This is a genomic window from Thalassotalea sp. ND16A, from assembly GCF_000764205.1.
Lineage (GTDB): Bacteria > Pseudomonadota > Gammaproteobacteria > Enterobacterales > Alteromonadaceae > Thalassotalea_A.
Genome location: NZ_JQDZ01000112.1, coordinates 235,154 through 256,197 on the forward strand (window position 1 = coordinate 235,154; position 21,044 = coordinate 256,197).

The 21,044-nt window shown below is 41.1% G+C and carries 19 protein-coding genes and 1 other RNA gene; 9 read left to right on the forward strand and 11 right to left on the reverse strand.

Translation table 11 applies throughout. The features are described from left to right. Positions 1–267: 267 nt before the first annotated feature. The 4 genes from rsmE (at position 268) to ruvX (ending at position 3,365) form a co-directional block, all read left to right on the forward strand. Entirely contained in the window at positions 268–999 is a 732-nt protein-coding gene (gene rsmE / locus ND16A_RS03080; RefSeq protein ID WP_033078879.1) for a 16S rRNA (uracil(1498)-N(3))-methyltransferase, read from the forward strand. A 114-nt stretch (positions 1,000–1,113) separates the two neighbouring features. Beyond that, the gene (gene gshB / locus ND16A_RS03075) at positions 1,114–2,079 is read left to right on the forward strand and encodes a glutathione synthase (RefSeq protein WP_033078880.1); all 966 of its coding nucleotides are present in this window, start codon (positions 1,114–1,116) and stop codon (positions 2,077–2,079) included. A gap of 124 nt (positions 2,080–2,203) precedes the next feature. Next, positions 2,204–2,758, forward strand: coding sequence for a YqgE/AlgH family protein (locus ND16A_RS03070; RefSeq protein WP_033078881.1), 555 nt, complete (start codon positions 2,204–2,206; stop codon positions 2,756–2,758). A gap of 172 nt (positions 2,759–2,930) precedes the next feature. Further along, positions 2,931–3,365 (forward strand): Holliday junction resolvase RuvX, encoded by a 435-nt coding sequence (ruvX, locus tag ND16A_RS03065; RefSeq protein WP_033078882.1) that lies wholly within the window; start codon positions 2,931–2,933, stop codon positions 3,363–3,365. Here the strand turns inward: ruvX and ND16A_RS03060 are convergent. The 10 genes from ND16A_RS03060 to ND16A_RS03015 form a co-directional block, all read right to left on the reverse strand. Then, positions 3,362–5,179: a GGDEF domain-containing protein gene (locus ND16A_RS03060; protein WP_033078883.1), complete on the reverse strand. Its 1,818-nt coding sequence runs from the start codon at positions 5,177–5,179 to the stop codon at positions 3,362–3,364. The two genes, ruvX and ND16A_RS03060, sit on opposite strands and share 4 nt — an antisense overlap. Further along, positions 5,151–7,031, reverse strand: a complete 1,881-nt coding sequence (locus ND16A_RS03055; protein WP_033078884.1) for a diguanylate cyclase — start codon at positions 7,029–7,031, stop codon at positions 5,151–5,153. Before ND16A_RS03055 ends, ND16A_RS03060 begins: the two co-directional genes overlap by 29 nt. 43 nt (positions 7,032–7,074) lie before the next feature. Continuing rightward, positions 7,075–7,341 (reverse strand): hypothetical protein, encoded by a 267-nt coding sequence (locus ND16A_RS03050; RefSeq protein ID WP_152593921.1) that lies wholly within the window; start codon positions 7,339–7,341, stop codon positions 7,075–7,077. A 182-nt stretch (positions 7,342–7,523) separates the two neighbouring features. Continuing rightward, on the reverse strand, positions 7,524–8,345 hold the full coding sequence (locus ND16A_RS03045; RefSeq protein ID WP_033078886.1) for an SAM-dependent methyltransferase: 822 nt from the start codon (positions 8,343–8,345) through the stop codon (positions 7,524–7,526). A 67-nt stretch (positions 8,346–8,412) separates the two neighbouring features. Next, positions 8,413–8,985: a GNAT family N-acetyltransferase gene (locus tag ND16A_RS03040; protein WP_152593922.1), complete on the reverse strand. Its 573-nt coding sequence runs from the start codon at positions 8,983–8,985 to the stop codon at positions 8,413–8,415. Positions 8,986–9,099: 114 nt separating this feature from the next. Further along, positions 9,100–10,962 carry a tetratricopeptide repeat-containing diguanylate cyclase gene (locus ND16A_RS03035; RefSeq protein WP_033078888.1) on the reverse strand — a complete coding sequence of 621 codons (1,863 nt, stop codon included), beginning with the start codon at positions 10,960–10,962 and terminating at the stop codon, positions 9,100–9,102. Positions 10,963–11,018: 56 nt separating this feature from the next. Further along, positions 11,019–12,884 carry a GGDEF domain-containing protein gene (locus ND16A_RS03030; RefSeq protein ID WP_033078889.1) on the reverse strand — a complete coding sequence of 622 codons (1,866 nt, stop codon included), beginning with the start codon at positions 12,882–12,884 and terminating at the stop codon, positions 11,019–11,021. A gap of 90 nt (positions 12,885–12,974) precedes the next feature. Further along, entirely contained in the window at positions 12,975–14,204 is a 1,230-nt protein-coding gene (gene serA, locus ND16A_RS03025) for a phosphoglycerate dehydrogenase (protein ID WP_033078890.1), read from the reverse strand. 338 nt (positions 14,205–14,542) lie between these two features. Beyond that, entirely contained in the window at positions 14,543–15,199 is a 657-nt protein-coding gene (gene rpiA, locus ND16A_RS03020; protein ID WP_033078891.1) for a ribose-5-phosphate isomerase RpiA, read from the reverse strand. Between the two features lie 146 nt (positions 15,200–15,345). Then, positions 15,346–15,933 carry a 5-formyltetrahydrofolate cyclo-ligase gene (locus tag ND16A_RS03015; protein WP_033078892.1) on the reverse strand — a complete coding sequence of 196 codons (588 nt, stop codon included), beginning with the start codon at positions 15,931–15,933 and terminating at the stop codon, positions 15,346–15,348. A gap of 134 nt (positions 15,934–16,067) precedes the next feature. Here ND16A_RS03015 and ND16A_RS03010 point away from each other — a divergent pair, with 134 nt between their 5' ends. The 3 genes from ND16A_RS03010 (at position 16,068) to ND16A_RS20405 (ending at position 18,524) form a co-directional block, all read left to right on the forward strand. Continuing rightward, entirely contained in the window at positions 16,068–17,147 is a 1,080-nt protein-coding gene (locus tag ND16A_RS03010; RefSeq protein ID WP_052073290.1) for a DUF2891 domain-containing protein, read from the forward strand. Between the two features lie 328 nt (positions 17,148–17,475). Next, on the forward strand, positions 17,476–17,892 hold the full coding sequence (locus ND16A_RS21415; protein ID WP_052073271.1) for a hypothetical protein: 417 nt from the start codon (positions 17,476–17,478) through the stop codon (positions 17,890–17,892). A 218-nt stretch (positions 17,893–18,110) separates the two neighbouring features. Further along, positions 18,111–18,524, forward strand: coding sequence for a zinc ribbon domain-containing protein (locus tag ND16A_RS20405; RefSeq protein ID WP_052073272.1), 414 nt, complete (start codon positions 18,111–18,113; stop codon positions 18,522–18,524). 95 nt (positions 18,525–18,619) lie between these two features. Here the strand turns inward: ND16A_RS20405 and ssrS are convergent. Continuing rightward, positions 18,620–18,802, reverse strand: a non-coding RNA gene (ssrS, locus tag ND16A_RS20790) — 6S RNA. Positions 18,803–19,060: 258 nt separating this feature from the next. On the opposite strand from ssrS, the gene ND16A_RS03000 reads away from it, so the two are divergent. After that, positions 19,061–19,630, forward strand: coding sequence for a UPF0149 family protein (locus ND16A_RS03000; protein ID WP_033078894.1), 570 nt, complete (start codon positions 19,061–19,063; stop codon positions 19,628–19,630). Between the two features lie 58 nt (positions 19,631–19,688). Next, positions 19,689–21,038: a Xaa-Pro aminopeptidase gene (pepP, locus tag ND16A_RS02995; RefSeq protein WP_081945668.1), complete on the forward strand. Its 1,350-nt coding sequence runs from the start codon at positions 19,689–19,691 to the stop codon at positions 21,036–21,038. Positions 21,039–21,044: the final 6 nt, after the last annotated feature.

A 21,044-nucleotide genomic window follows, 5' to 3' on the forward strand; every position in this document is an offset into this window, starting at 1 on the left:
AAAATAATACAGAATTTAAACCATGATTTACAGGGATGTAATGAATGCCACGGTCACAGGATGTGTTGGAGTGGTCCATGGTAATTCTAAGTTAATCCATCCGTGAATTTAAATGCCAGGCTTGTCCTGGCATTTTTGTTTATGGAAGGCATGAAACAAAAATCAACCTTTTCCCCCAATAATTTAACTTTTTCTTACCCTTGTTTTTTAATATCTTAGACCTTATCTTGTTAGAACAAACAACAATTATTTTCTCAAAGAGTTTACGTGAGCAACCCACGAATTTATCAAGCTGACGCTTTCAATGTTGGCAGCAATACGCCTTTATCCGATGATGCCTTTGGTCATGTGGTGCGGGTGCTTAGGTTAAAAGCAGGCGATGACGTGACTTTGTTTAACGGCGATGGTCACGACTATCAGGCGACATTACTTGAGGTCAGTAAAAAACAGGCGACGGTAACGATTACCAGTAAAGAATTTATTGCCAATGAATCGCCATTAAATATTCATTTAGGTCAAGGGATTTCGCGAGGCGACAGGATGGACTTTACCCTGCAAAAATCGGTAGAACTGGGGGTAAATACCATTACTCCTTTATTTACCGAACGTTGTGGGGTTAAGCTTAATGCCGAACGCTTAGAGAAAAAACGCCAGCAGTGGCAAAAAATTGTTATCAGTGCTTGTGAACAAAGCGGTAGGGCGATGGTACCGCAAGTGTTAGCGCCAATTGCGTTAACCGAATGGCTACATCAGCCAACGACAGCGTTAAAAATAAACTTACACCCTAGAGCTGAACATTCTATTATGGGGTTACCGATGACTTCTGCGCGAGTAAGGTTGCTGATTGGCCCCGAGGGCGGCTTGTCTGAGCAAGAAATAAATGATGCCGGCAATGCCAACTATACTGAAGTGCTATTAGGCCCGCGAGTGCTGCGTACCGAAACTGCGGCATTAACTGCCATTACTGCGCTGCAATGTAAATTTGGTGACTTGAGTTAAAAGTTAAAAGCTAAAAGCTAAAAGTTAAAAGCTTAAAGCTTAAAGTTAAAAGCTAAGAGCTACGGCAGTACACGCGCATAAACAATTTTAAATAGAAACAATTTAGGAACACACATGACATTAAAGCTTGGCATAGTAATGGATCCAATTACTACGGTAAAAGTGGCAAAAGACTCAAGCATGGCAATGATGCTGGAAGCACAAAAACGTGGCTATGAAATTTACTACATGGAAATGCAAGACCTGTATTTAGACCAGGGTGAATGTAGAGCCAATGCTGCCAAAATTACCGTCTTTGATGATGCGGATAAATGGTATGAGCTCGAAGATGCAAACGACATTGCCGTTGCCAGTTTAGACGCGGTATTAATGCGCAAAGATCCACCGTTTGATACCGAATACATTTATGCCACCTACATGCTTGAACGCGCCGAAGAACAGGGCACGTTAATGGTTAATAAACCGCAAAGTTTACGCGATTGTAATGAAAAACTGTTTACCGCCTGGTTTAGTGAGTTAACGCCAAAAACCATCGTGACTCGCTCCGCAGAAAGAATTAGAGCCTTTCACCAAACCCATAACGATGTGATCATCAAACCGCTCGATGGCATGGGCGGCTCGTCAATATTCCGGATGGGGCCAAACGAGAGTAATGTTGGTGTAATTATCGAAACTCTGACCAATCACGGCGGCATGTACGCCATGGTACAAGAATACATGCCAGAGATTTTAGATGGTGATAAACGCATCTTAATCGTTAATGGTGAGCCAATGCCGTATTGTCTGGCGCGTATCCCGGCACAAGGGGAAACTCGTGGTAATTTAGCCGCTGGTGGCCGAGGTGAGGCAAGACCATTATCGGCTAGCGATAGGTTGATTGCTGAAACCATTGCACCAGAGCTGAAAAAGCGTGGCTTGTATTTTGTTGGTTTAGACGTGATTGGTGACAAAGTGACGGAAATCAACGTTACCAGCCCAACCTGTATTCGCGAGATTGAAGCGGCTTATCCAATTAATATCAGTGGCAAACTGATGGATGCGATAGAAGAGCAAGTTGAAAAAATAAAAAATAAAAAATAATGGATAATGGCAAGTTGATTGGCCAACTTGCCATATTTTTGATTGCAGAAAATCATTCGTCAATCAAACCGGTCTACTATAATAGTAAAAGTATATAATTTTGATTAATCGTTTGGAGAAAGGTATGGAAAGTTTAGAAAACCAATTACTCATAGCTATGCCTAGTTTACAAGATTCGTATTTTCATAAAACAGTGACACTTATTTGTGAGCATAACGATGATGGCGCGATGGGACTGGTCATTAATATCCCGGTAAGAATTACCGTAAATGAATTACTTGCACAAATAGATGCAGATAAAAGCGACGATGGCAGCTTGAGCCAGCGTGTACTTTCTGGCGGCCCGGTAGCGACCGACAGAGGTTTTGTATTGCACAATAATCAGGATGGCTGGTCAAGCTCTTTGGCCTTAGGTGACGATATTATGATCACCACCAGTAAAGATATATTAGAATCGTTAGGCACTGACAGTGCCCCTGAGCAATATTTAGTGACTTTGGGGTATGCCGGTTGGGGTGCAGGACAGCTGGAAAAAGAGCTGCAAGAAAATTCCTGGTTAACCACACCGGTGGATAAAGAGATATTATTTGATACCCCAATTGAACTCAGGTGGCAAAAAGCCGCGGAAAAAATTGGTATTGATCTTGGCCATTTATCTAGCGATGTAGGCCATGCGTAATTAGTTCAGCGTCATTGCGTTGAAAAACGCAATCTCTAAGAAGGTGCTTGCGTCATTAGCAGGCACTGCGTTGCACAACGCAATCTATACAAGGAACAGGGCCTTCTAAATTCACCGCTTATCTTGTAAACTCCCGCAAAAGCAAATAAAACAGTCATCCTAAGGAATATCCATGGCAAAATCAGCAAAACCACAAGGTCAACGCACCTTATTAGGTTTTGATTTTGGTACCAAACACATCGGCATCGCCGTTGGTCAGGAAATCACGCAAAGCGCATCGCCGTTAAAAGCGATAAAAGCCAAAGACGGTATCCCTAATTGGCAAGACATCGAAAATATCATCAAAGAGTGGCAACCAGACTTACTGGTAGTGGGTTTACCGTTGAATATGGATGGCAGTGAGCAAGAGCTGACCAGGCGCGCCAAAAAATTCGGCAACCGCATGTCCGGCCGTTTTGGTACTAGCGTAAACTTTCAGGATGAGCGCCTAACCACTGCAGATGCCAAGGCACAATTGTTTGAGCGAGGCGGCTATAAAAACTTACAAAAAGATCATATCGACTGTCAGTCGGCGGTGATTATTCTTGAAAGCTTTATGACGGCTTAAGCACTGGCTGGAGTAAATTTGCTATAACAGCAGGTGCAGTTTTTGTATTCATTCTTCGCCTGTACCAGTGCTAGTTCTGTTTCTTGTAACAGCTTGATTGCACTGTGGCCACTTAACTGAGTATCACTTACGCCGAAACTGGCGGTTACATCAAATTGATAACAAATTTGCTTGGTATCTAAAAAGTTAATGTCGAGGCGGTATTCTTCTGCTAATCGCACCGCCTGTTCGGCATTGGTATTGTTAAGCAAAAAGCCAAACTCGTCGCCACCCAGGCGGCCAGCGAGAGTACCTTCGGGGAAAAACTGCTGATGCATATTTATCATCAAGGTGATCAATCTATCGGTTCTGTCATTCCCTTGTAATTCATTTACCTCTCTTAAATTGTCAATGTTCATAATCACTAAAGATAAGGTTTTTTGCTGGTCTTTGGCCGCGCTAAGCGCCTTGGCGCATTGCTCTAAAAAGGGCTTTCTATGTAAAAAGCCAGTGGCCTTATCGTAAATCAAATCGAGCTGGATTTTTTTCTTTTCGGCCCAATAAATAAAATGCAATCTGATCATCCATAGGATCATAATCAGCAGTAATAGCTGAAATAACCGATCACTAATAATAAACCGAGATAACACCGTATTGTTTTCAACTTTTCTTTGCTCATGTTGTTGTTCATTGGCAATGCTCGCCTGATAGTCCTCTAACTCAAGGTCTAATGCGGTTAGTTCATATTTAAGCTTGTATAAAGCTAACGATTTTTCTCGCTCTTTTAGGGCGATAGCGTGCTCGCTAGCCAGTTTATCTTGTAAATAACGTAATTGATTTTTGCTATTGTGCTGCGCTTCGGCAATATTGTAATGGACGTTTTGCGCCATTAACGTGGTTGGCAGGGTTGGAAAATCCTTTTTATATGCTAATGCCTGGTCGGCATATACGCTTGCTTGGTTAAAATCATTTAATTGGTAAAATACTTCCGCCAGATAGCTGTAGTGTTTCAAAATATCGACCGGATAAGCGTTTATTTTTACTTGCTCAATACTGTCGAGTAATATGTTTTTCGCTTGCTGGTAATCTTTTTCTGCCATTAACATTAACGCTTTTATTGTCAGCAGCTTTTGTACCACAATGCTCTCATTTATGCGGTCACATAGTGTCAGCGTAGTGCTGATTAATTCATCTTTTGCCTGTATTTGTTTAAGGGCAAATAAGGCGTTAACTTTTTGGTGGTTAATCAAACAATTTTGTCTTGGAGTAGCTTGGCCATTGTCGATTAACTCCATCGCTTGTAATTGTTCCATGACTCTTTGTGGCGCATCTAGCCGATTAAAAAAGTAAGCCAGCGTATAGTAAGTATCGTAAATCATCTCATCTTCTAAGGTCTCATTTTGTAAAATGTTTAATATCGGATGTAAACTGTCAGAGCTGAGTTGGTAATTACTCATTAATAAGTTTAAGAACATAATGTTCCCATATGCCCTTATTTTAAAATTGGCATTGGGTGAGCTGATATTTTTAATGTGATAGAGCAACGCCCGCTGGTAATTACCTTGCATGGTTTGTTGATAAGCCAATAAATACTCATATTGATCAAGTTGTTGCCACGACAAGCTGCCTTGGCGTTTGCTTAACTCGTTAATGAGAGTTTCACTTTGTTCCGCACCTCTGCTTTTTATTTGCAACGCTCGCGCAATTAACTCATCGGTAGATAAGCTTTCATGCTCGGCAATGCTGACTTTACTAAACAGCAATGTCGATAAAATTAACAAGGCAGCCAATAGACTGGCGACTTGTTTAGGAGCGAATGTTTTCAGCTTGTTCAAAATAATATTTTAATCCATGGTCTTTTACTTTAAATTTTTCGCGTTCAGTCATTGAGCTATCAAAACAATACACTTGAGCGCCACCATTTTGTTTGGCCTTAATTAATGCTTTACTGGTATCGCACATCAAGTATTTTAATGAATACTCGCTGAGATTATTATCACTAACTCCGATACTAGCCGTAATGGAGCCATCAGCCATGCCGAGCGCATTGGCCAAATTAGCGATTTGCAGTTGTATCTTTTCGGCGACAAGCATAGCACTGTCGATAGTATTCCTTGGCAATACAAGGACAAATTCATCGGCGCCTATTCGGCCAATATTATCAAGGCTGGCAACATGGCGCTTTAATAACCTTGCCAGTGCTACCAATAGTTGATCACCGCTGATTATGCCGTGCTTTTGATTAAACTCTCTAAAGCCATCAATATTCACCACGATAACGGCCAAATCCTGTTTTTGCTGAATTTGCCTGCTTATCGTGCTTACCGCTAAATCGATAAAATGGCGACGGTTATATAACCCGGTTAAAGGGTCGACTTTATTAATGTCATCGGTGCTAATTTGCAGATGACGAAAATATAACAAGCTAAAACCTAGTAAAAATATGATACCCAGCTGTGCAGCAAATATTATACGATTATTGCTAAAGCCTTGTTCATATTCATCAATTTTGTCTGAAGCTTGCAAGCTTTGTGTGGTGATGGTTTTTAGATCTGTCGCCAATTTTTCTCTGTATTGTTTTTTACCAAATACCGTGTGTTCTATTTGCGCACGGGCGTAGGCTTTTTGCTGTTCAATGGAGTTGATCGTTTTTTTAATTTTTTGATAGCTAAATAGATAACTTATCGCTTGTTCAGAATTTCCTTGGTGCTCGGCAATCTTAGCCAAGGTTAGATAGGTTTGCAGCGCCCATTTTGATTTTTCCTTATCAGTGAGAAAGGCTAACGATTTCTCACCATACTCTTTAGCCAAATCGAGTTGATTTAGGCCCAAATAAGCTTGAGATAGTTGACTAAATAATACCTGATGGTGAGTGGCAAACGTTGATGTCAAAATTTGTGCTTTTTGTGCCGTTAAAACCTCTAATGCTTGTGTATGTTCCTTCTCTTGGTTCAAGTATCTGGCCTGCTCTAGTAACAAGCTATTACCAGTGATAATTTCTTTCACACCATAACAAAAATCAATATTATGTACAATGGATTGACTATTGGCTTTTATTTTATTTAACCCTAATAAAATCAATAGTTTGAGTTGGTTTATGATGCATTTGTCACGGTTGGACAAAAGTTTACTATCAATTAACTCTGCATAATTTAGTGCCAACGAATACTCTTCAATGTGATTATAATAATAAGCGATAACTCGCAGTACACCATTTTTTAACTTTAAATTTGTCGCATTTGGCAATTCAGCTAATAATTTATCGACTAAGCCATTGCTTTGGTCAAAATGATTTAAAAAAAACTGTAAGTTGAGCTGGGTTTTTAAACTTCTTACTCTTACATTAATATTGGATGAATGTTCAACTTTTTTATGTAGCAATATTGATTGTATAAAATCGCCCTCTATCCCTAATTTATACGCCTGTAAATACAGAAACTCTTCCCATTGTGAGGTTGATAATAAGTTTTCATTTTCTGCTAATAACGCAAGGTTTAGTTTGAATTGTTCGCTATCGCTGGATCTGATTTTAATAGAATGAGAAATTAATTTATCGATATCATGAGTATTGAGTGTAGTGGCAAGCGATGTAAAGCTGATGAAAACTAAACTGAAGAAAGCAAAAAAGCAAAAAAGCAAATGTTGCACCACTTTTATAAGCTGTGAGTTATTTGAAATTCTGCTCATGAAATGACTTGCTGCTACCAGTGAGGTAAAGGCTATTTAGCTATTAAACGACTTGTTTAATGGTTTCATCTTCAGCTGGCGCATCTTCGTCTTCGCCTGGAACATCATCGGGTTCATCAATTATTATACATTTAATCTGTGGAGCATTGATTGTTTTTGCCAAACTTTGAAAGTCAGCATTGGCAAGTAAGCTAATTTGCTCGGCATTAAGGCCATGCTGCTTTGCTAAAGCAATTAATTGTTGTGGATTTAGGTTCGCTAATTCTGCCTGGCCGCCCAGTTTGTTCAGTAAACTAATTATTGTTGTCATAACATCCTCGTTTGTATTATTCATTTTGGGGATTTACTTTTTCTGTCAGTCAATATCATGAATCCTGTGACAGAAATTTAAGCTAAGCAACTTCCTCATACTTAGCTATAGGTATCATGGTGAGTTTTCCCATTCTTTTCAATAAAAATTTCTGTATAAACGTATTTATCGTTGAATTTCAGCTAAATACTTTTTAGGACAGGTGCGCTGCGTTGTTTTTCCAGCTCGGCCAGTTTTTCCTGTATACCTTTATTCACTTTAAGCTTAGCGCTAGGAGGGATTATCATCGTTGTTACTTGCTTAACATCAGCATGAATAAAATCGACTAATGCTATTTGCTCAATACGCGGCTGTTCAAGCGCCGTGGCGGCAGCCTCATACAAAGTGATGGTGTGATCGAAAGGATAGTGCTGTTGCAATACTTCAACCAGTATCGCCCGGTATTTTTCGCCGGTGGAAAACTGGGTAAGGGTGGTGTCACCAACCATACCCACTTGCCAAAGGATAAGATAGGCGCTGTTATCTACCTGGCGCTGATAGTTAATAAATTGACTGGCTTCAAAGTTAGCGCAACCCAATGCACCAGGGTTTATTCCGCAATCGCTAATCAGGCAATCTTCAGCGCTGATACCAGCTTCCATTTTGGCAAAGAAACCTTCTGCTTTTGCCTGTTTAATGGCTTTGTGAGTTGGCGTTACAAACATGCCCGGATGGCCATAAAACGCACCCACTACCTTTTTCCCCTCACGCATGGCCTTAAGCATTTCATCCATCATTTGCTGATAAGTGCGGCTTCTGGGTTTGCCTTCTTGGTAATACTGTTGTAAATCGTGCACATTGGGGTTGAGTTCTTCTAGCCACATTTGCATAAAGCCGGTATTACCGGTGATAAACACAATATCGGCCTGCTCAATATGACTTTTCGCAATTGGGGTAATGTGCGCACCTAACGTAATGCCGGTACCTACGCAGACTAAGCTGCCTTTCTTTTCTGATTCGTTCATAGTTGTCTTTTATTTTTATCTTTTCTTTTTTATAGCATTAGCTAATGCTAATGGTTAATTGATTACATTAGCCTGTTATTTTCTCACTCACCATTAATTGCTTTGGGTTTTCAATATACCAATAATAATCAGCATCGCTATAAACCACGTTTGAATCGTCTGGATTTTTTCGATCTGAATTTATCTGCGCCGTAGACATTTGTCGAATTGGACAGCTAAAGCGCTCAATGGTTTTTATCATGGCAAGGTTGTTTTTGTCTGTGCGGATCATCAGTAATGGAATTTGTATGCTATTAAACGCCAGGTTCAATAAATCAGGCAATACTTCTTTGGCGATGCCTTTGCCAATATTTTCACTTTTTAAGGAAATTCCCAGCTCTACTGAGGCTAAAGTTTTACTCCAAATGAGAGCACAAAACCCTAATGCTTGATTGTCGATACGACTTCTTATCATAAACGTCAGCATAGTGCCGACGGAATTGCGTTTCAGACAAAAGTGAAAGCGCTGTTGCGCTTGTTCTAAAGTAAATACGCCGCCAGTATGTAAACAAGTGGCAGGGTCTTGATACTGCGATGTAAAAAACTCTTCATCATTTTGGTGAAGTAATTTCATTGCATAGTGAGTGGATTCAAATTGCACTAAATGGTTGCCTCTAAAATAGTAAGATCAGTTTTCTAACATGCAAAACGAGCTAAATAATTTTCGATTCCTATTTCGATATTTATTGCGATAACTATTTCGATACATAAGTGTTTATTCATAAATGTATTTCAGTTCATTTTCGTCAACTTTGTAGTTATTTCGCTCCGCCATGGTTTTATCGAAGCAACAAATGTGATCGCCGCCTAGTGCTTTTACTTTCATCAGCGCTTTGCTGGTATCGGTAAAAAAGTACTTTAATGAGTAGTCACTTAAGTTAGAGTCACTGAAAGCCATACTGACTGTAACTGGGTTATTGGCTAATTTTAAAGAATGATTTAATCGACTGGATAACGACGCTATTTGGCTTTGTATTGCTCGCGCAACTGGTTTTAGTGTAGCGCTATTTTTGTTGGGAAACACTAAGGTAAATTCATCGGCTCCGGTTCTGCCGATATGATGGCTGCCATCGACAAAACTTGATAATAATTGAGAAAGTTCAATCAGTAAGTTATCACCTTGTGCGGTGCCAATCGTTTGGTTGAATGTTCTAAAGTTATCAATATTGACAACGAGAACTGCCAGCTCTGCCTTATTTGATCTTTGCAAACTCACCGTACTGACCGCAGAGTCGATAAAACCAATACGATTAAGTAATGTAGTGAGCGGATCATAATTACTTTTGTCTTTGCTTCTAAGTTGTAAGTGCCGAAGATACAGTAAACTGGCACCTAGTAAGCAAATAATGCCAATTTGAATAACGAAAACCATACGGTTATAGGCAAAGTTTTCGGCGTAAAGGTTACTGATTTTAGATGCCTGGCTATTTTTAGTCATGCTATCGTTAAGTTCGTTAGCTAACTTATCTTTGTATCTACTTTTACTATAAGCGGTGTGCTTAATTTGCTCGCGCGCGATGTCCTTTTGTTGGTCGATATAAATATTCGCTTTCAGTTTTTGTTGATAAATAGTGAGGTATTCAAGCGCTTTTTGTTCATTATTTTCCTTCAGTGCCAAGTCAGATAATACCTTGTATAAATCACTAGTTGCTCGTGTGACTTTGAGTTGCAGAGGCACTTGTAAGGCTTTTTCGGCATAGAGTTTTGCTTTTGTATATTCACCTAGCGGATAATTCGCTTTTGCCAGGTAGGTATACATACGAAAGCTTAAATTCGGATAATTTATGGCTTCAACCGCAGATAAATTATCGAGTAACAGTTGTTTCGCTTGCAGAAAACGCTGTGCTTTCAGATGATATTCTGCGATCAATACTTTATCTAGTTTTGCCGAAATATTTTCATTGACGCTTTCACAAAAGGCTATTGCTTCATCGATGATGTCTTTACGCGCTGAATAACCATAAAGGCCAAGTAGACTGGGGACTCGAAAAGATTTGTTATAACACTGTGCCCTTGTTGACGAATGTGTCGGATCTATTAAATTTAAAAATACTATTGCCAGATCAAATGCGTCTAGTTCATTATAATAATAAGCAATCACCCGATAGGCTGAGTTCTTCCGTTCAAAGTGTTTAGTTTTTTCAATATCTTCCAACAAGCCGTCAATTAATGGCGCTGCCAAGGGATAATTTCTTTCAACCAGGTAAAGGTTTAATAAGGTAGAGTTCGCTCTTATGCGATTATCTATGTTGGTTGAAGATTGCAGTTGCTGATGGAGCTTAACTGACTGGTTTCTATCACCATGTAAATACAAATTGTAAGCGTGCTGGTAAGTGAGTTCTTCTTGTTGCAATGTCGTCAGCTTCTCTTGCTGTTGCAATAAGGCAATGATATTGGCGGCAGCTGTTTTATTTGAACTCTTTATTTTATTAACTTGCGCCAACATGTCATTAATATGCTGCTTGCTAAGCGTATCAGCTTGTACTTGCGGGTTAAGGATATGGAAAATTAATAACAAAACACCGACGATCAGGCCTAGTCTATTATTGGTCCTATTAGGAATTAACTGTTTGCTCATTTAGCCATTAAACTACAGTTCTGCCCGCTGTTCAATGAGAGTAATGAACTTAGCATTTATTCAAAAATATAGCGCAACCCAGTGCCATCTCCCTTAAACTTCTCGCGATCTGTCATCGATTTATTGAAATAATAAATTTGATCACCGCCCAGTGCTTTCGCTTTCATTAGCGCTTTACTGGTATCGGTCAAAAAGTACTTCAATGAGTAATCACTTAAATTGGAGTCACTTATTGCCATACTCATGCTAATTTGGCTATCTAATTGATTTTTCAATTGTGCGAACAATACTGCTATTTTGGCTTTAATTGCTTCTGCAATCGGTGTCAGGGTTTTACTGTTTTTATTTGGAAACACTAAAATAAACTCATCGGCTCCGGTTCTGCCGATATGTTGATCGCCATCAACAAAGCTTGCTAATAATTGGGAAAGTTCAATCAGTAAGGTATCGCCTTGTACTATGCCAAACGTTTGGTTGAAGGCTCTAAAGTTATCAACGTTCACCACTAGGATCGCCAACTCGGCCTTGTTTGATCTTTGTAAACTCACCGTGCTAACCGCTGAATCGATAAAACCATTGCGATTGAGCAGGTTAGTGAGCGGATCATGGTCACCTTTGTCTTTGGTGGAAATTTGCAAATGACGCAGGTATAACAAGCTGCCACCCAGCAATAAAATAATGCCAAATTGCATGGCGAATATCAGCCGATTATTGGCAAAGTTTTGAGCATATTCATCACCCACAACAGATGCCTGGTTATTTTTTTGGCTGATACTTTTTAGCTCGTCTTCGAGCTGGTTTTTGTGTGCTTTTTTACTGAATAGGGTATGTTCAATTTGCGCTCGGGCTAACGCTTTTTGTTGAGCTAACGAAGCAACTGGTTGCTGCATAGCTTGATATTTAAGTAAATATTGGATTGCCTGCTGCTCATCGCCTTGGCTTTGCGAAACTTTGGCCATGGTTTGGTAGGTTTGTTGATCCCACTTTGAGTGTTCCCCTTCATCCATTAATGCTATGGCTTTCAAACCATAATACTGGGCCTTATTAATATCATTTAGCCCCCAGTTAGCCAAGGTTAACTGGCCAAATAGTGTTTTATGATGGGGAGTGTAGGTAGAAGCCAATATTAAAGATTGATAAGCCTGCATATGTTGATTGGCTTGCACGAAGTTATGCTCTTGGTTTAAGAATCTGGCGTTTTCTAAAATGACACTTTGCGCGCTAATATTTTCTTTATGGCTTAAACAAAAATCAATATATGCCAGTATTTGCGGATCATTGCCATGAATTTTTTCCAGACCTAAATTTGCTAATAATATGACTTGTTGTAACCAACAATAATTTCTGGGTGTTGAATTGCCATCTTTCACTAAATCTAAATAATTTAATGCCAATTGAAATGCGCCAATATGATTATAAAAATAGCCAATAATTTCATGGATACTATTTTTCAGCTCTAAGTCATCAAGGTTTACAACTTCTGCTAGCAGCCGATCAATCAATTGATTACTTAAGGGGTATTGGTTGATCAGGTACGCCAGATTCAATTGTGTTCTTAAGCTTCTTACTCTGACTTTAACATTTTTAGAGTTTTCCACCTTTTGGTGTATGGCGATAGACTGTGAATATTTACCTTCCAGGCCTAATTTATAGGCTTGTAAATAAATCAACTCTTCTTGTTGGCTGGCAGTTAATAATGCTAAATTTTGCTCCAGTAAGGTTAAGTTTTTGTTGTAGGTTGGAATGTCGCTCGAGCGAATTTTGATACTTTCGTTTATCAGTTTATCAAAGTCTTGTTGGTTATTTTCTTGCGCATTAATAGCAGGGCTAATTATCGAGCAACTAAGAAAAGCAAACCATAAAAAACCGACAGCAAAAATGAATCTGCTGTCGGTTCTATTATGTATTAACTGTGTGCTCATATTGCCATTAGACTACAGTTTGGCTTACTGTTCAATTGAGCCAGTGGCGATTGTTGGCATTAGCCAAGCAATCGCCAACAAAAGCTGCTTTTAGTGAATTAAACGCGCTCTGATGGTACCGTCAATGGCTTTTAACTCTTTTAACGCAGCTTCTGCATGTTCTGCATCCACATCAATTACCACGTAACCAATTTTATCGTCGGTTTGCAGGTACTGCGCCGCAATGTTGGTATTACGCGCGGCAAACGCCTGGTTAATGTGAGTTAACACACCCGGTTGGTTGTGGTGAATATGGAATAAGCGGCTACGGCCAGTATGCTCTGGTAGTGATACTTCCGGGAAGTTCACTGCAGACAGCGTTGAGCCATTATCAGAATATTTGACAATTTTCCCCGCCACTTCACGACCAATGTTTTCTTGCGCTTCTTTGGTGCTACCACCAATGTGTGGCGTTAAAATGACATTATCGAACGCACGTAATGGTGAAATAAATTCATCATCGTTTGATTTTGGCTCTACCGGGAATACGTCAATGGCAGCACCGGCAACTTGTTTGCTTTCTAATGCGCCTGCTAAAGCATCAATATCTACCACGGTACCACGCGAGGCGTTGATGAAAATCGCACCTTGTTTAATTTCTTCAAACTCGGCCACGCCCATCATGTTTTGCGTTTCTCTGGTTTCAGGTACGTGCAAAGACACGACATCAGAGATGTTTAATAACTCGGTTAGGCTGTTTACCTGGCTGGCGTTACCTAATGGCAGTTTGGTTTCAATGTCATAAAACTTAACTTGCATACCAACGTGTTCTGCCATGATGCCCAGTTGCATACCAATGTGGCCATAACCAATAATACCCAAAATTTTACCACGTGCTTCCACCGAACCGGTGGCCGATTTGTTCCAAACGCCACGATGTGCCTTCGCACTTTTTTCGGGAATGCCACGCAATAATAATAACAGTTCACCTAGCACTAACTCGGCCACCGAGCGGGTGTTTGAGAACGGGGCATTAAATACCGGAATACCGCGGATTTGCGCTGCGCCAATATCGACCTGGTTGGTACCAATACAAAAACAACCGATAGCTGCCAGTTTATTGGCATGAGCTAATACATCTTCAGTTAATTGGCTGCGCGAGCGAATACCGACAAAATGCACGTTGGCAATTTTCTTTTTCAGATCGTCATCCGACAAAGAGCTTTTCAGATATTCAATGTTGCTATAACCGTTCGATTTTAAAATCTCCAGGGCCGATTGATGCACGCCTTCAAGTAAAAGGATTTTAATTTTGTCTTTGTGTAGAGATTTTTGTGTCATGGCTACTTAACTCTGCTTGTGGTTAAATTTACGTTATTCCTGTAAACAGGACTTAATAATTTTTTGTTTGGATGGCTAGATAGCTATAAACTAACATATAGAGTTAAAACTCGAAAGAACTATTTTTGCCGGTTTCTATTACAAAAACAAGATAAATAGATGCCATCAGTGGCTAGGTTAATAATAGTCGACTTATTGCTGTTAACCTGACTTTTATTCGGAATTATTCGGCGGGATTGAAATTTAATTTTGAATGTCGCGGTGGCTGATTTGAATTTGAATCCCCATTTAAATGTAGATTAGGGGATTCAATTTATGTTTTTACAGAGCCAAGCCTATTACTTAACGACTTTGCTGCCGTTTGGTGTGCCCAACACTAAAATATCGGCAGCGCGATTGGCAAATAAACCGTTAGTGACGACACCGACAATGGCATTGATTTTCGTTTCCATTGCTACCGGATTTAATATTTGCATGTTGTACACATCTAAAATCACGTTACCGTTATCGGTGATCACCCCTTCACGATATACCGGGTCGCCACCTAGTTTAACCAGTTCACGTGCTACATAGCTGCGCGCCATCGGAATGACTTCAACCGGTAGGGGAAAATTACCCAACACCGGTACTTGTTTTGTTTCATCACAAATACAGACAAATTGTTTGGCCACCGCGGCCACAATTTTTTCACGAGTTAGGGCGGCGCCGCCACCTTTGATCATATGCATATGCTCGGTAATTTCATCGGCACCATCGACATAAACCGATAGATCGTCTACCGAGTTTAAGTCGAAAACTTCAATGCCATAACCTTTTAAGCGCTCAGTCGATGCTTCTGAACTGGAAACCGCACCAACAATGGTGTGTTTAATGGTGGCTAAAGCGTCGATAAAATGATTCACCGTAGAGCCGGTGCCAACACCAACTATGCTATCTTGCTCGACAAATTCAAGCGCCTTTATTGCCGCTGCTTTTTTCATTTCATCTTGGGTCATGGTATTTTCCGTGAGGTTGTTTTGCACTAAAGCACCTGAAAACTCATCTTCAGGTGATTTGCTGAGAGATTAAATTGCGCAGATTATAACCTTGTATCCGGCGAGGTTAAACGATTATTTGCCCTTTTTAGCGCCGAATTTTTTGCTTAATGCGGGGTTAATATCTCTGGGATCGGAATATCCCAGTGCTCGGTCGGCACTTTCTCCACTTGCTGGCATTTATGGGCAACGCCAATAGGGTAGGGTTTGGCTGCGTGGTCAAGACCATCTTCTGAGACTTTTTGCCAATGGGCCAAGGTTCTGTCATAAAAGCCACCACCCATGCCTAAGCGGTTGCCTTCGTTATCGAACGCCACCAAAGGCGTAATCAAAACATCTAACTGGCTTAGTGGCAGCACTTTGGTGACATCGAGTTTGGGCTCGGGGATCTGGTACTTATTGTTCACCAGTTCGCTGTGCTCACTATAGTGCAGAAACAGTAAGTGGCCCTGACAAAATGGATGCAATACCGGTAAATAGACCTGTTTGTTATTACTAAAACACCAGGCAATAAACTCATTGAGATCAAGTTCGCCGTCGTTGGCTAAATACAGGGCGATAGTGTTGGCGCTTTGCACTTTGTGATGACGGACTAATCGGTCTTTAATGTGAGTTGCGGCAATGTGCTGCTCGTGCACCGATAACTGCTGGCGGCGGTTGCGAATAATTTTTCTCAGGGTGTTACGTTGGTCCATTAGACATTTACCCGTTTTTCAGTCTGTATTCGCTATAATGTGTTAACTTTGCAAAAATTAAAAGAACTATAGTTATATTGAGAGATTAGATGAAACTTTATCAATGCGTAATAACCTTGCTTTGTTGTATCAGCATGCAAGCTCTGGCCAAAGACATTAATACTACGAACGTTAGTAACCCTACTGCCGAAAGTGAATTGGCGGTAATCGACCGGTTTGCCGAATTGGCACTTGCATGTGTGCATAAAGAATATCCCAATATTATTAAGCACATGATGGTAAACCGCGAGCAGGTAAAAACACCCAAACAGTTATACCCGGCGTTCTATGGCTGCTTTGACTGGCATTCCTCGGTACATGGCCATTGGTTATTAACCCGCATTGCGCACCAGTATCCGGATAATAAGCATTACCAAAGCATCATCGCCAGCTTGCAGCAAAGTTTTAGCAAAGCCAATATTGACGGTGAGTTGGCCTATTTTAACCGCGTTGGCACCGGCACCAGCTTTGAGCGGCCCTATGGTTTAGCCTGGTTTCTACAGCTAATCACCGAGTTACGCCAGTGGCAATCGGATGAGGCGAAAATTTGGTTAACTACGCTGAAACCGCTGGAAGATAAAATTGTTGCCAATATTAGCGCTTGGTTACCTAAACTGGCGTTTCCCATTCGGGTAGGCGAGCACAGCCAAACCGCCTTCGCTTTTGGTTTGATGCTAGATTGGAGCAAAACGGCAAACGAGCAACCGATGCAGCAACTACTCAACCGCACCATCATGCGGTTGTATGGCAGTGATGTTAATTGTCCTCTGGCCTATGAACCCTCAGGGCAAGACTTTTTATCGCCTTGTATTGCCGAGGCCGATTTAATGCGCCGAGTGATGGACAAAAAGCAATATCGACAATGGTTATCCAATTTTTTACCTGACATTCCAACCAACAATGATGGCAGTTGGTTAACCGTGGCTAACGTAGTGGATAAGTCGGATGGCAAACTTGCCCACCTTGATGGCTTAAATTTGTCGCGCAGCTGGATGTTAGAGGGCATTGCCGCAGGTATTGGCAAAGACGATAAACGCTACGGCGCGATTATGGCGGCGGCGAACGCCCACAAAACTGCCGGCATTAATTCGGTAATACACGATATGCATTATATGGGTAGCCATTGGCTAGGCAGTTTTGCTACTTATCTACAAACCCAGCGCGGTTTGCACTAAAACGATAACAATTTGAAAAAATATATTTCGACATGGATGTCATGTATTACGACGACATTTTCAACATGGACGTTGTATATTAGAGCTATGCAGGGAGCAATTGCCGGGATGTTGGAGGTAGAGCACTGTTGGGAACAGGTGCCGAGGGGTTCTTGCTAGTTAGCGAATAATTGCCTAAACCTGATCATGAGGTGGTGATTATGAAAACTTTAGTCTTCGATTTAGTGAGTATAGGCGAGGCCGCAAAGCATTATGGTGTTTCAGTCGAAACTATGAGGTGCTGGGATCGTAATAGCAAACTGAATTCGTTCGCATCAAAAATTGGGGATTGGCCAAGTGGCACGAGCAATATCAGGAATTTGTCGAGGGCAAACGAGAGAAAAAGCCCTCTGGCTTAGCCCTCAAGAAAGCGCTTAATGCGATTAAGCGGCAAGAGTTTCCTTGGATGTATGAGGTAAGCAAGTATGCCTCAGCGCAACCATTCATCTTCTTAAATCGTGCATGGAATGATTTTTTCAAAAAGAAAAAGATAAACGGCAGAGCTGTGGGTAAGCCTCGTTTCAAAAAGAAAGGCAAATGCTCTGACTCATTTTATGTCGGTGGCGACCAGGTTAACACTCAAGGTCGTCAGGTAAAAATTCCAAATCTTGGCTGGCTAAAAATGGCCGAGTCAATCAAATATGGTGGTCATATACCCGTTCCACTTCAAGATGCGGGATTTCAGTGGGAGTTAAAAGCAATTTAGGCAAGGCATTAAATTTATAGAATGGTTGTTCCATTGTTAAATTTAATAACGCGGCATAAATTGCTTTTAAACCCATCGAAGAAGTACTTGAGCAATACCACTACGTCGTTGCAGCTATTTGAAAGGGAATAACCATTTCTACATAACTGCGCCTTGTATTGGCATCGCTCAAGAACTCTGAAACCTGCATCTTGAAGTGGAGCGGGTATATCGACTCCATGACCATCAGCCGACGTGCTGATAAATGGTACGTTTCTTTCTCAATCGATGTCGAAGTCTCTATGCTTCCAAGTGAAAGCCAAGCCCGTTGCGGTGTAGATTTAGGTATCAACAAGTTGGCCAGACATATTGCTGACGTGGGCTGCTATGAAGTCAGGCGACAGCTAGAATATAAGTCTGCATGGTTTCAGCGAACGCTGACGATTGCAAATCGATGGTTTCCATCGAGTAAGCTTTGCTCAGACTGTGGTTCTAAGAACAGTGATTTGGCACTGTCCCAGCGAACCTACCAATGTGCTTGTGGAAATTCGAAATGTCGCGATTATAACGCCAGCATAAATTTAGAAAATTATACGGCTCGTTCAGCCGAAATCTACGCTGCTGGAGATAACGGCTCTGCGCTTGCTACTTAGCAAATGCAACCAGTATCGTTGAATGCAGAAATAACCTAAAGCTTGATGATCAGGTTTGTGTAAGTGTTTTAGAGCGGAGTAAACAAGAAAAGGTGTAGCTCTCCAAGATGCCGTTACCAACGTCAGCCCTTGAACAACCGTGTGTTCAAGGCGGAGATTGCACAGCTGCCGTAGGCTTCCCGATTTACACGGGCTTGCTCAATAGCAACCGATAAACCCCCTTAGGTAAAACTTATCGGCTCAGGGACATAGTTAATAACCGAACACCCCAGAGAACGCTTTCATTATACACTTTCAAAGAGCTTTGGGTGTATAAAGTTGTAATAATTTAGTCACAGAACGTCTAAGTGTTTGTTATTAAATCAAAGTGGTTGATTTTATAGCAATTCTACTAAAAGTAATTTACTTACCGCTGAAATTAGGCTACCAGGCTGAGAAATTCGTAAACTAGGCCTACTATAGAGCTATTTACTGGTTCATATTGGTTGCAAGTGTTACGATTATATAATTATTTTCTGTAATTAAAGTCGAAACATATGTCAGCACAAAACTCTTTATCTTTTGCCAATGTGCAAGCCGCACTTGGTGGTGAAAATTTTCAGGGCCACGCCTCTGAAATTCATGGCTTATTAACCGGCATCATCAGCTCCGGCTTTCCGTTTGAAGACGCAGGCTATTTACCCATCATTAATGATTTTTTTAATAATGGTGAAGGTTTAGGTAAACCACTCAAAGATTTAATTAAAACCATGTATGGCGAGATCTGGCAAGCCGTGCTCGATGATAATTTTAGTTTTCAATTATTAGTGCCCGACGACGATGAAGCAATTGTTGAACGCGGTAACGCGCTAGGGTTATGGGTACAAGGCTTTAACTTAGGCTTTGGCTTACAACAAACAAAGAACACCAAACTTTCTGAAGAAGTTGACGAGATCATTAAAGATTTTGCCGACATTGCCAACTTATCAAATGAACTCGACGAAGACGAAGATACCGAACAGGCTTATTATGAAATTTTAGAATATGTGCGCATTTCAGCATTGTTATGTTTTGCCGAATTGGGCGCTAAGCCCGATTTAACCGAACCGACAAATACTTTGCACTAATCTTTCTGCACTTTTTATGGCATTAGCCTTATTGAATTAACTACTTGAAACGTTAACTATGATACATACCCGAATTGATATGCACGAGTTTGTTGCTCGTCGCGCCGCATTATTGGCCACCATGCCAGATAACTCAGTGGCACTAATACCCGCCGCCAAAGAAGTCACTCGCTCTCGCGATACCGAATATCTGTTTTGCCAGGACAAAGACTTTTATTACTTAAGCGGCTTTCATGAGCCTGATGCGTTATTGGTGTTGGTGAAAAATGATCCGGCCTTAAGCATGACTGAAGCGGCAACCGAAACGGTATTATTTTGCCGCGATAAAGATCCCGAACAAGAAGTATGGCATGGCCGCAGAGTAGGGGCCGAGCAGGCGGAAATTCAATTTAAAGTAGACCTTGCCTACACCCTGGACGAACTAGAACAAATTTTGCCAATGTACATCAACGGCAAACAAACGCTATTGTTTGCCCAGGGGGCACAAGCCGAATTTGATAATTTAGTGTTTGCCTGTTTAGAAGTGTTACGTGGCGGCGCCAAGCAAGGGCTGTCGGCGCCAAACACCATTGTTGATATTCGTGACAGCATTCATGAAATGCGCCTAATTAAATCGGATGCGGAAATTGCGGTAATGCGCGAAGCCAACGTAATTTCTGGCAATGCCCATAAACGCGCCATGGCGTTTGCCGCACAAGGCCAGTTTGAATATCAGGTAGAAGCCGAAATATTGCATGAGTTTGCCGCAAATGGCGCCCGTGCTGCCGCTTATGGTTCAATTGTTGGTGGTGGTGAAAATGCCACTATTTTGCATTACACCGATAACGATGAAGTCTTGGTGGATGGCGATTTATTGCTGATTGATGCCGGTGCCGAATTATCTGGCTATGCCGCCGATATCACTCGCACGTTCCCGGTGGATGGTAAATTTAACGAAGCGCAAGCGGCATTGTATAACTTAGTGTTAGAGTCGCAAATTGCCGCCATTGAAACCATTAAACCCGGCAGCAACTTTGCCATTGCCAACAAAGTAGCCAACGAGGTATTAACCAAAGGTTTGTATGAACTGGGTTTGTTAACCGGTGAACTGGATACCTTAATCAGCGATAAAGCCTGTAAAAAATACTTTATTCACGGCTTAGGCCATTGGTTAGGCCTAGACGTACACGATGTTGGCGATTATCAAATGGATGAGAATAAAAATCAGCTGCGCAGCTTTAAAGCCGGCATGGTGATGACCATAGAGCCAGGTTTATACATAGACGCCGAAGCCGATGTTGATGAAAAATGGCAGGGCTTAGGTGTGCGTATCGAAGATAATATTTTAGTGACCGAAACCGGTTATGAAAACTTAACCACTACCGCGCCAAAAACCATCGCTGACATAGAAGCGGTGATGGCGAAGTAGAAGACA

Excerpts from the sequence above, each read along its gene's own strand:
- gshB (WP_033078880.1), top strand. The coding sequence starts at position 1,114 with ATGACATTAAAGCTTGGCATAGTAATGGATCCAATTACTACGGTAAAA.
- ND16A_RS03070 (WP_033078881.1), top strand. The coding sequence starts at position 2,204 with ATGGAAAGTTTAGAAAACCAATTACTCATAGCTATGCCTAGTTTACAA.
- ruvX (WP_033078882.1), top strand. The coding sequence starts at position 2,931 with ATGGCAAAATCAGCAAAACCACAAGGTCAACGCACCTTATTAGGTTTT.
- ND16A_RS03055 (WP_033078884.1), bottom strand. The coding sequence starts at position 7,031 with ATGAGCAGAATTTCAAATAACTCACAGCTTATAAAAGTGGTGCAACAT.
- ND16A_RS03050 (WP_152593921.1), bottom strand. The coding sequence starts at position 7,341 with ATGACAACAATAATTAGTTTACTGAACAAACTGGGCGGCCAGGCAGAA.
- ND16A_RS03045 (WP_033078886.1), bottom strand. The coding sequence starts at position 8,345 with ATGAACGAATCAGAAAAGAAAGGCAGCTTAGTCTGCGTAGGTACCGGC.
- ND16A_RS03035 (WP_033078888.1), bottom strand. The coding sequence starts at position 10,962 with ATGAGCAAACAGTTAATTCCTAATAGGACCAATAATAGACTAGGCCTG.
- ND16A_RS03030 (WP_033078889.1), bottom strand. The coding sequence starts at position 12,884 with ATGAGCACACAGTTAATACATAATAGAACCGACAGCAGATTCATTTTT.
- serA (WP_033078890.1), bottom strand. The coding sequence starts at position 14,204 with ATGACACAAAAATCTCTACACAAAGACAAAATTAAAATCCTTTTACTT.
- rpiA (WP_033078891.1), bottom strand. The coding sequence starts at position 15,199 with ATGACCCAAGATGAAATGAAAAAAGCAGCGGCAATAAAGGCGCTTGAA.
- ND16A_RS03015 (WP_033078892.1), bottom strand. The coding sequence starts at position 15,933 with ATGGACCAACGTAACACCCTGAGAAAAATTATTCGCAACCGCCGCCAG.
- ND16A_RS03010 (WP_052073290.1), top strand. The coding sequence starts at position 16,068 with ATGCAAGCTCTGGCCAAAGACATTAATACTACGAACGTTAGTAACCCT.
- ND16A_RS20405 (WP_052073272.1), top strand. The coding sequence starts at position 18,111 with ATGACCATCAGCCGACGTGCTGATAAATGGTACGTTTCTTTCTCAATC.
- ND16A_RS03000 (WP_033078894.1), top strand. The coding sequence starts at position 19,061 with ATGTCAGCACAAAACTCTTTATCTTTTGCCAATGTGCAAGCCGCACTT.
- pepP (WP_081945668.1), top strand. The coding sequence starts at position 19,689 with ATGATACATACCCGAATTGATATGCACGAGTTTGTTGCTCGTCGCGCC.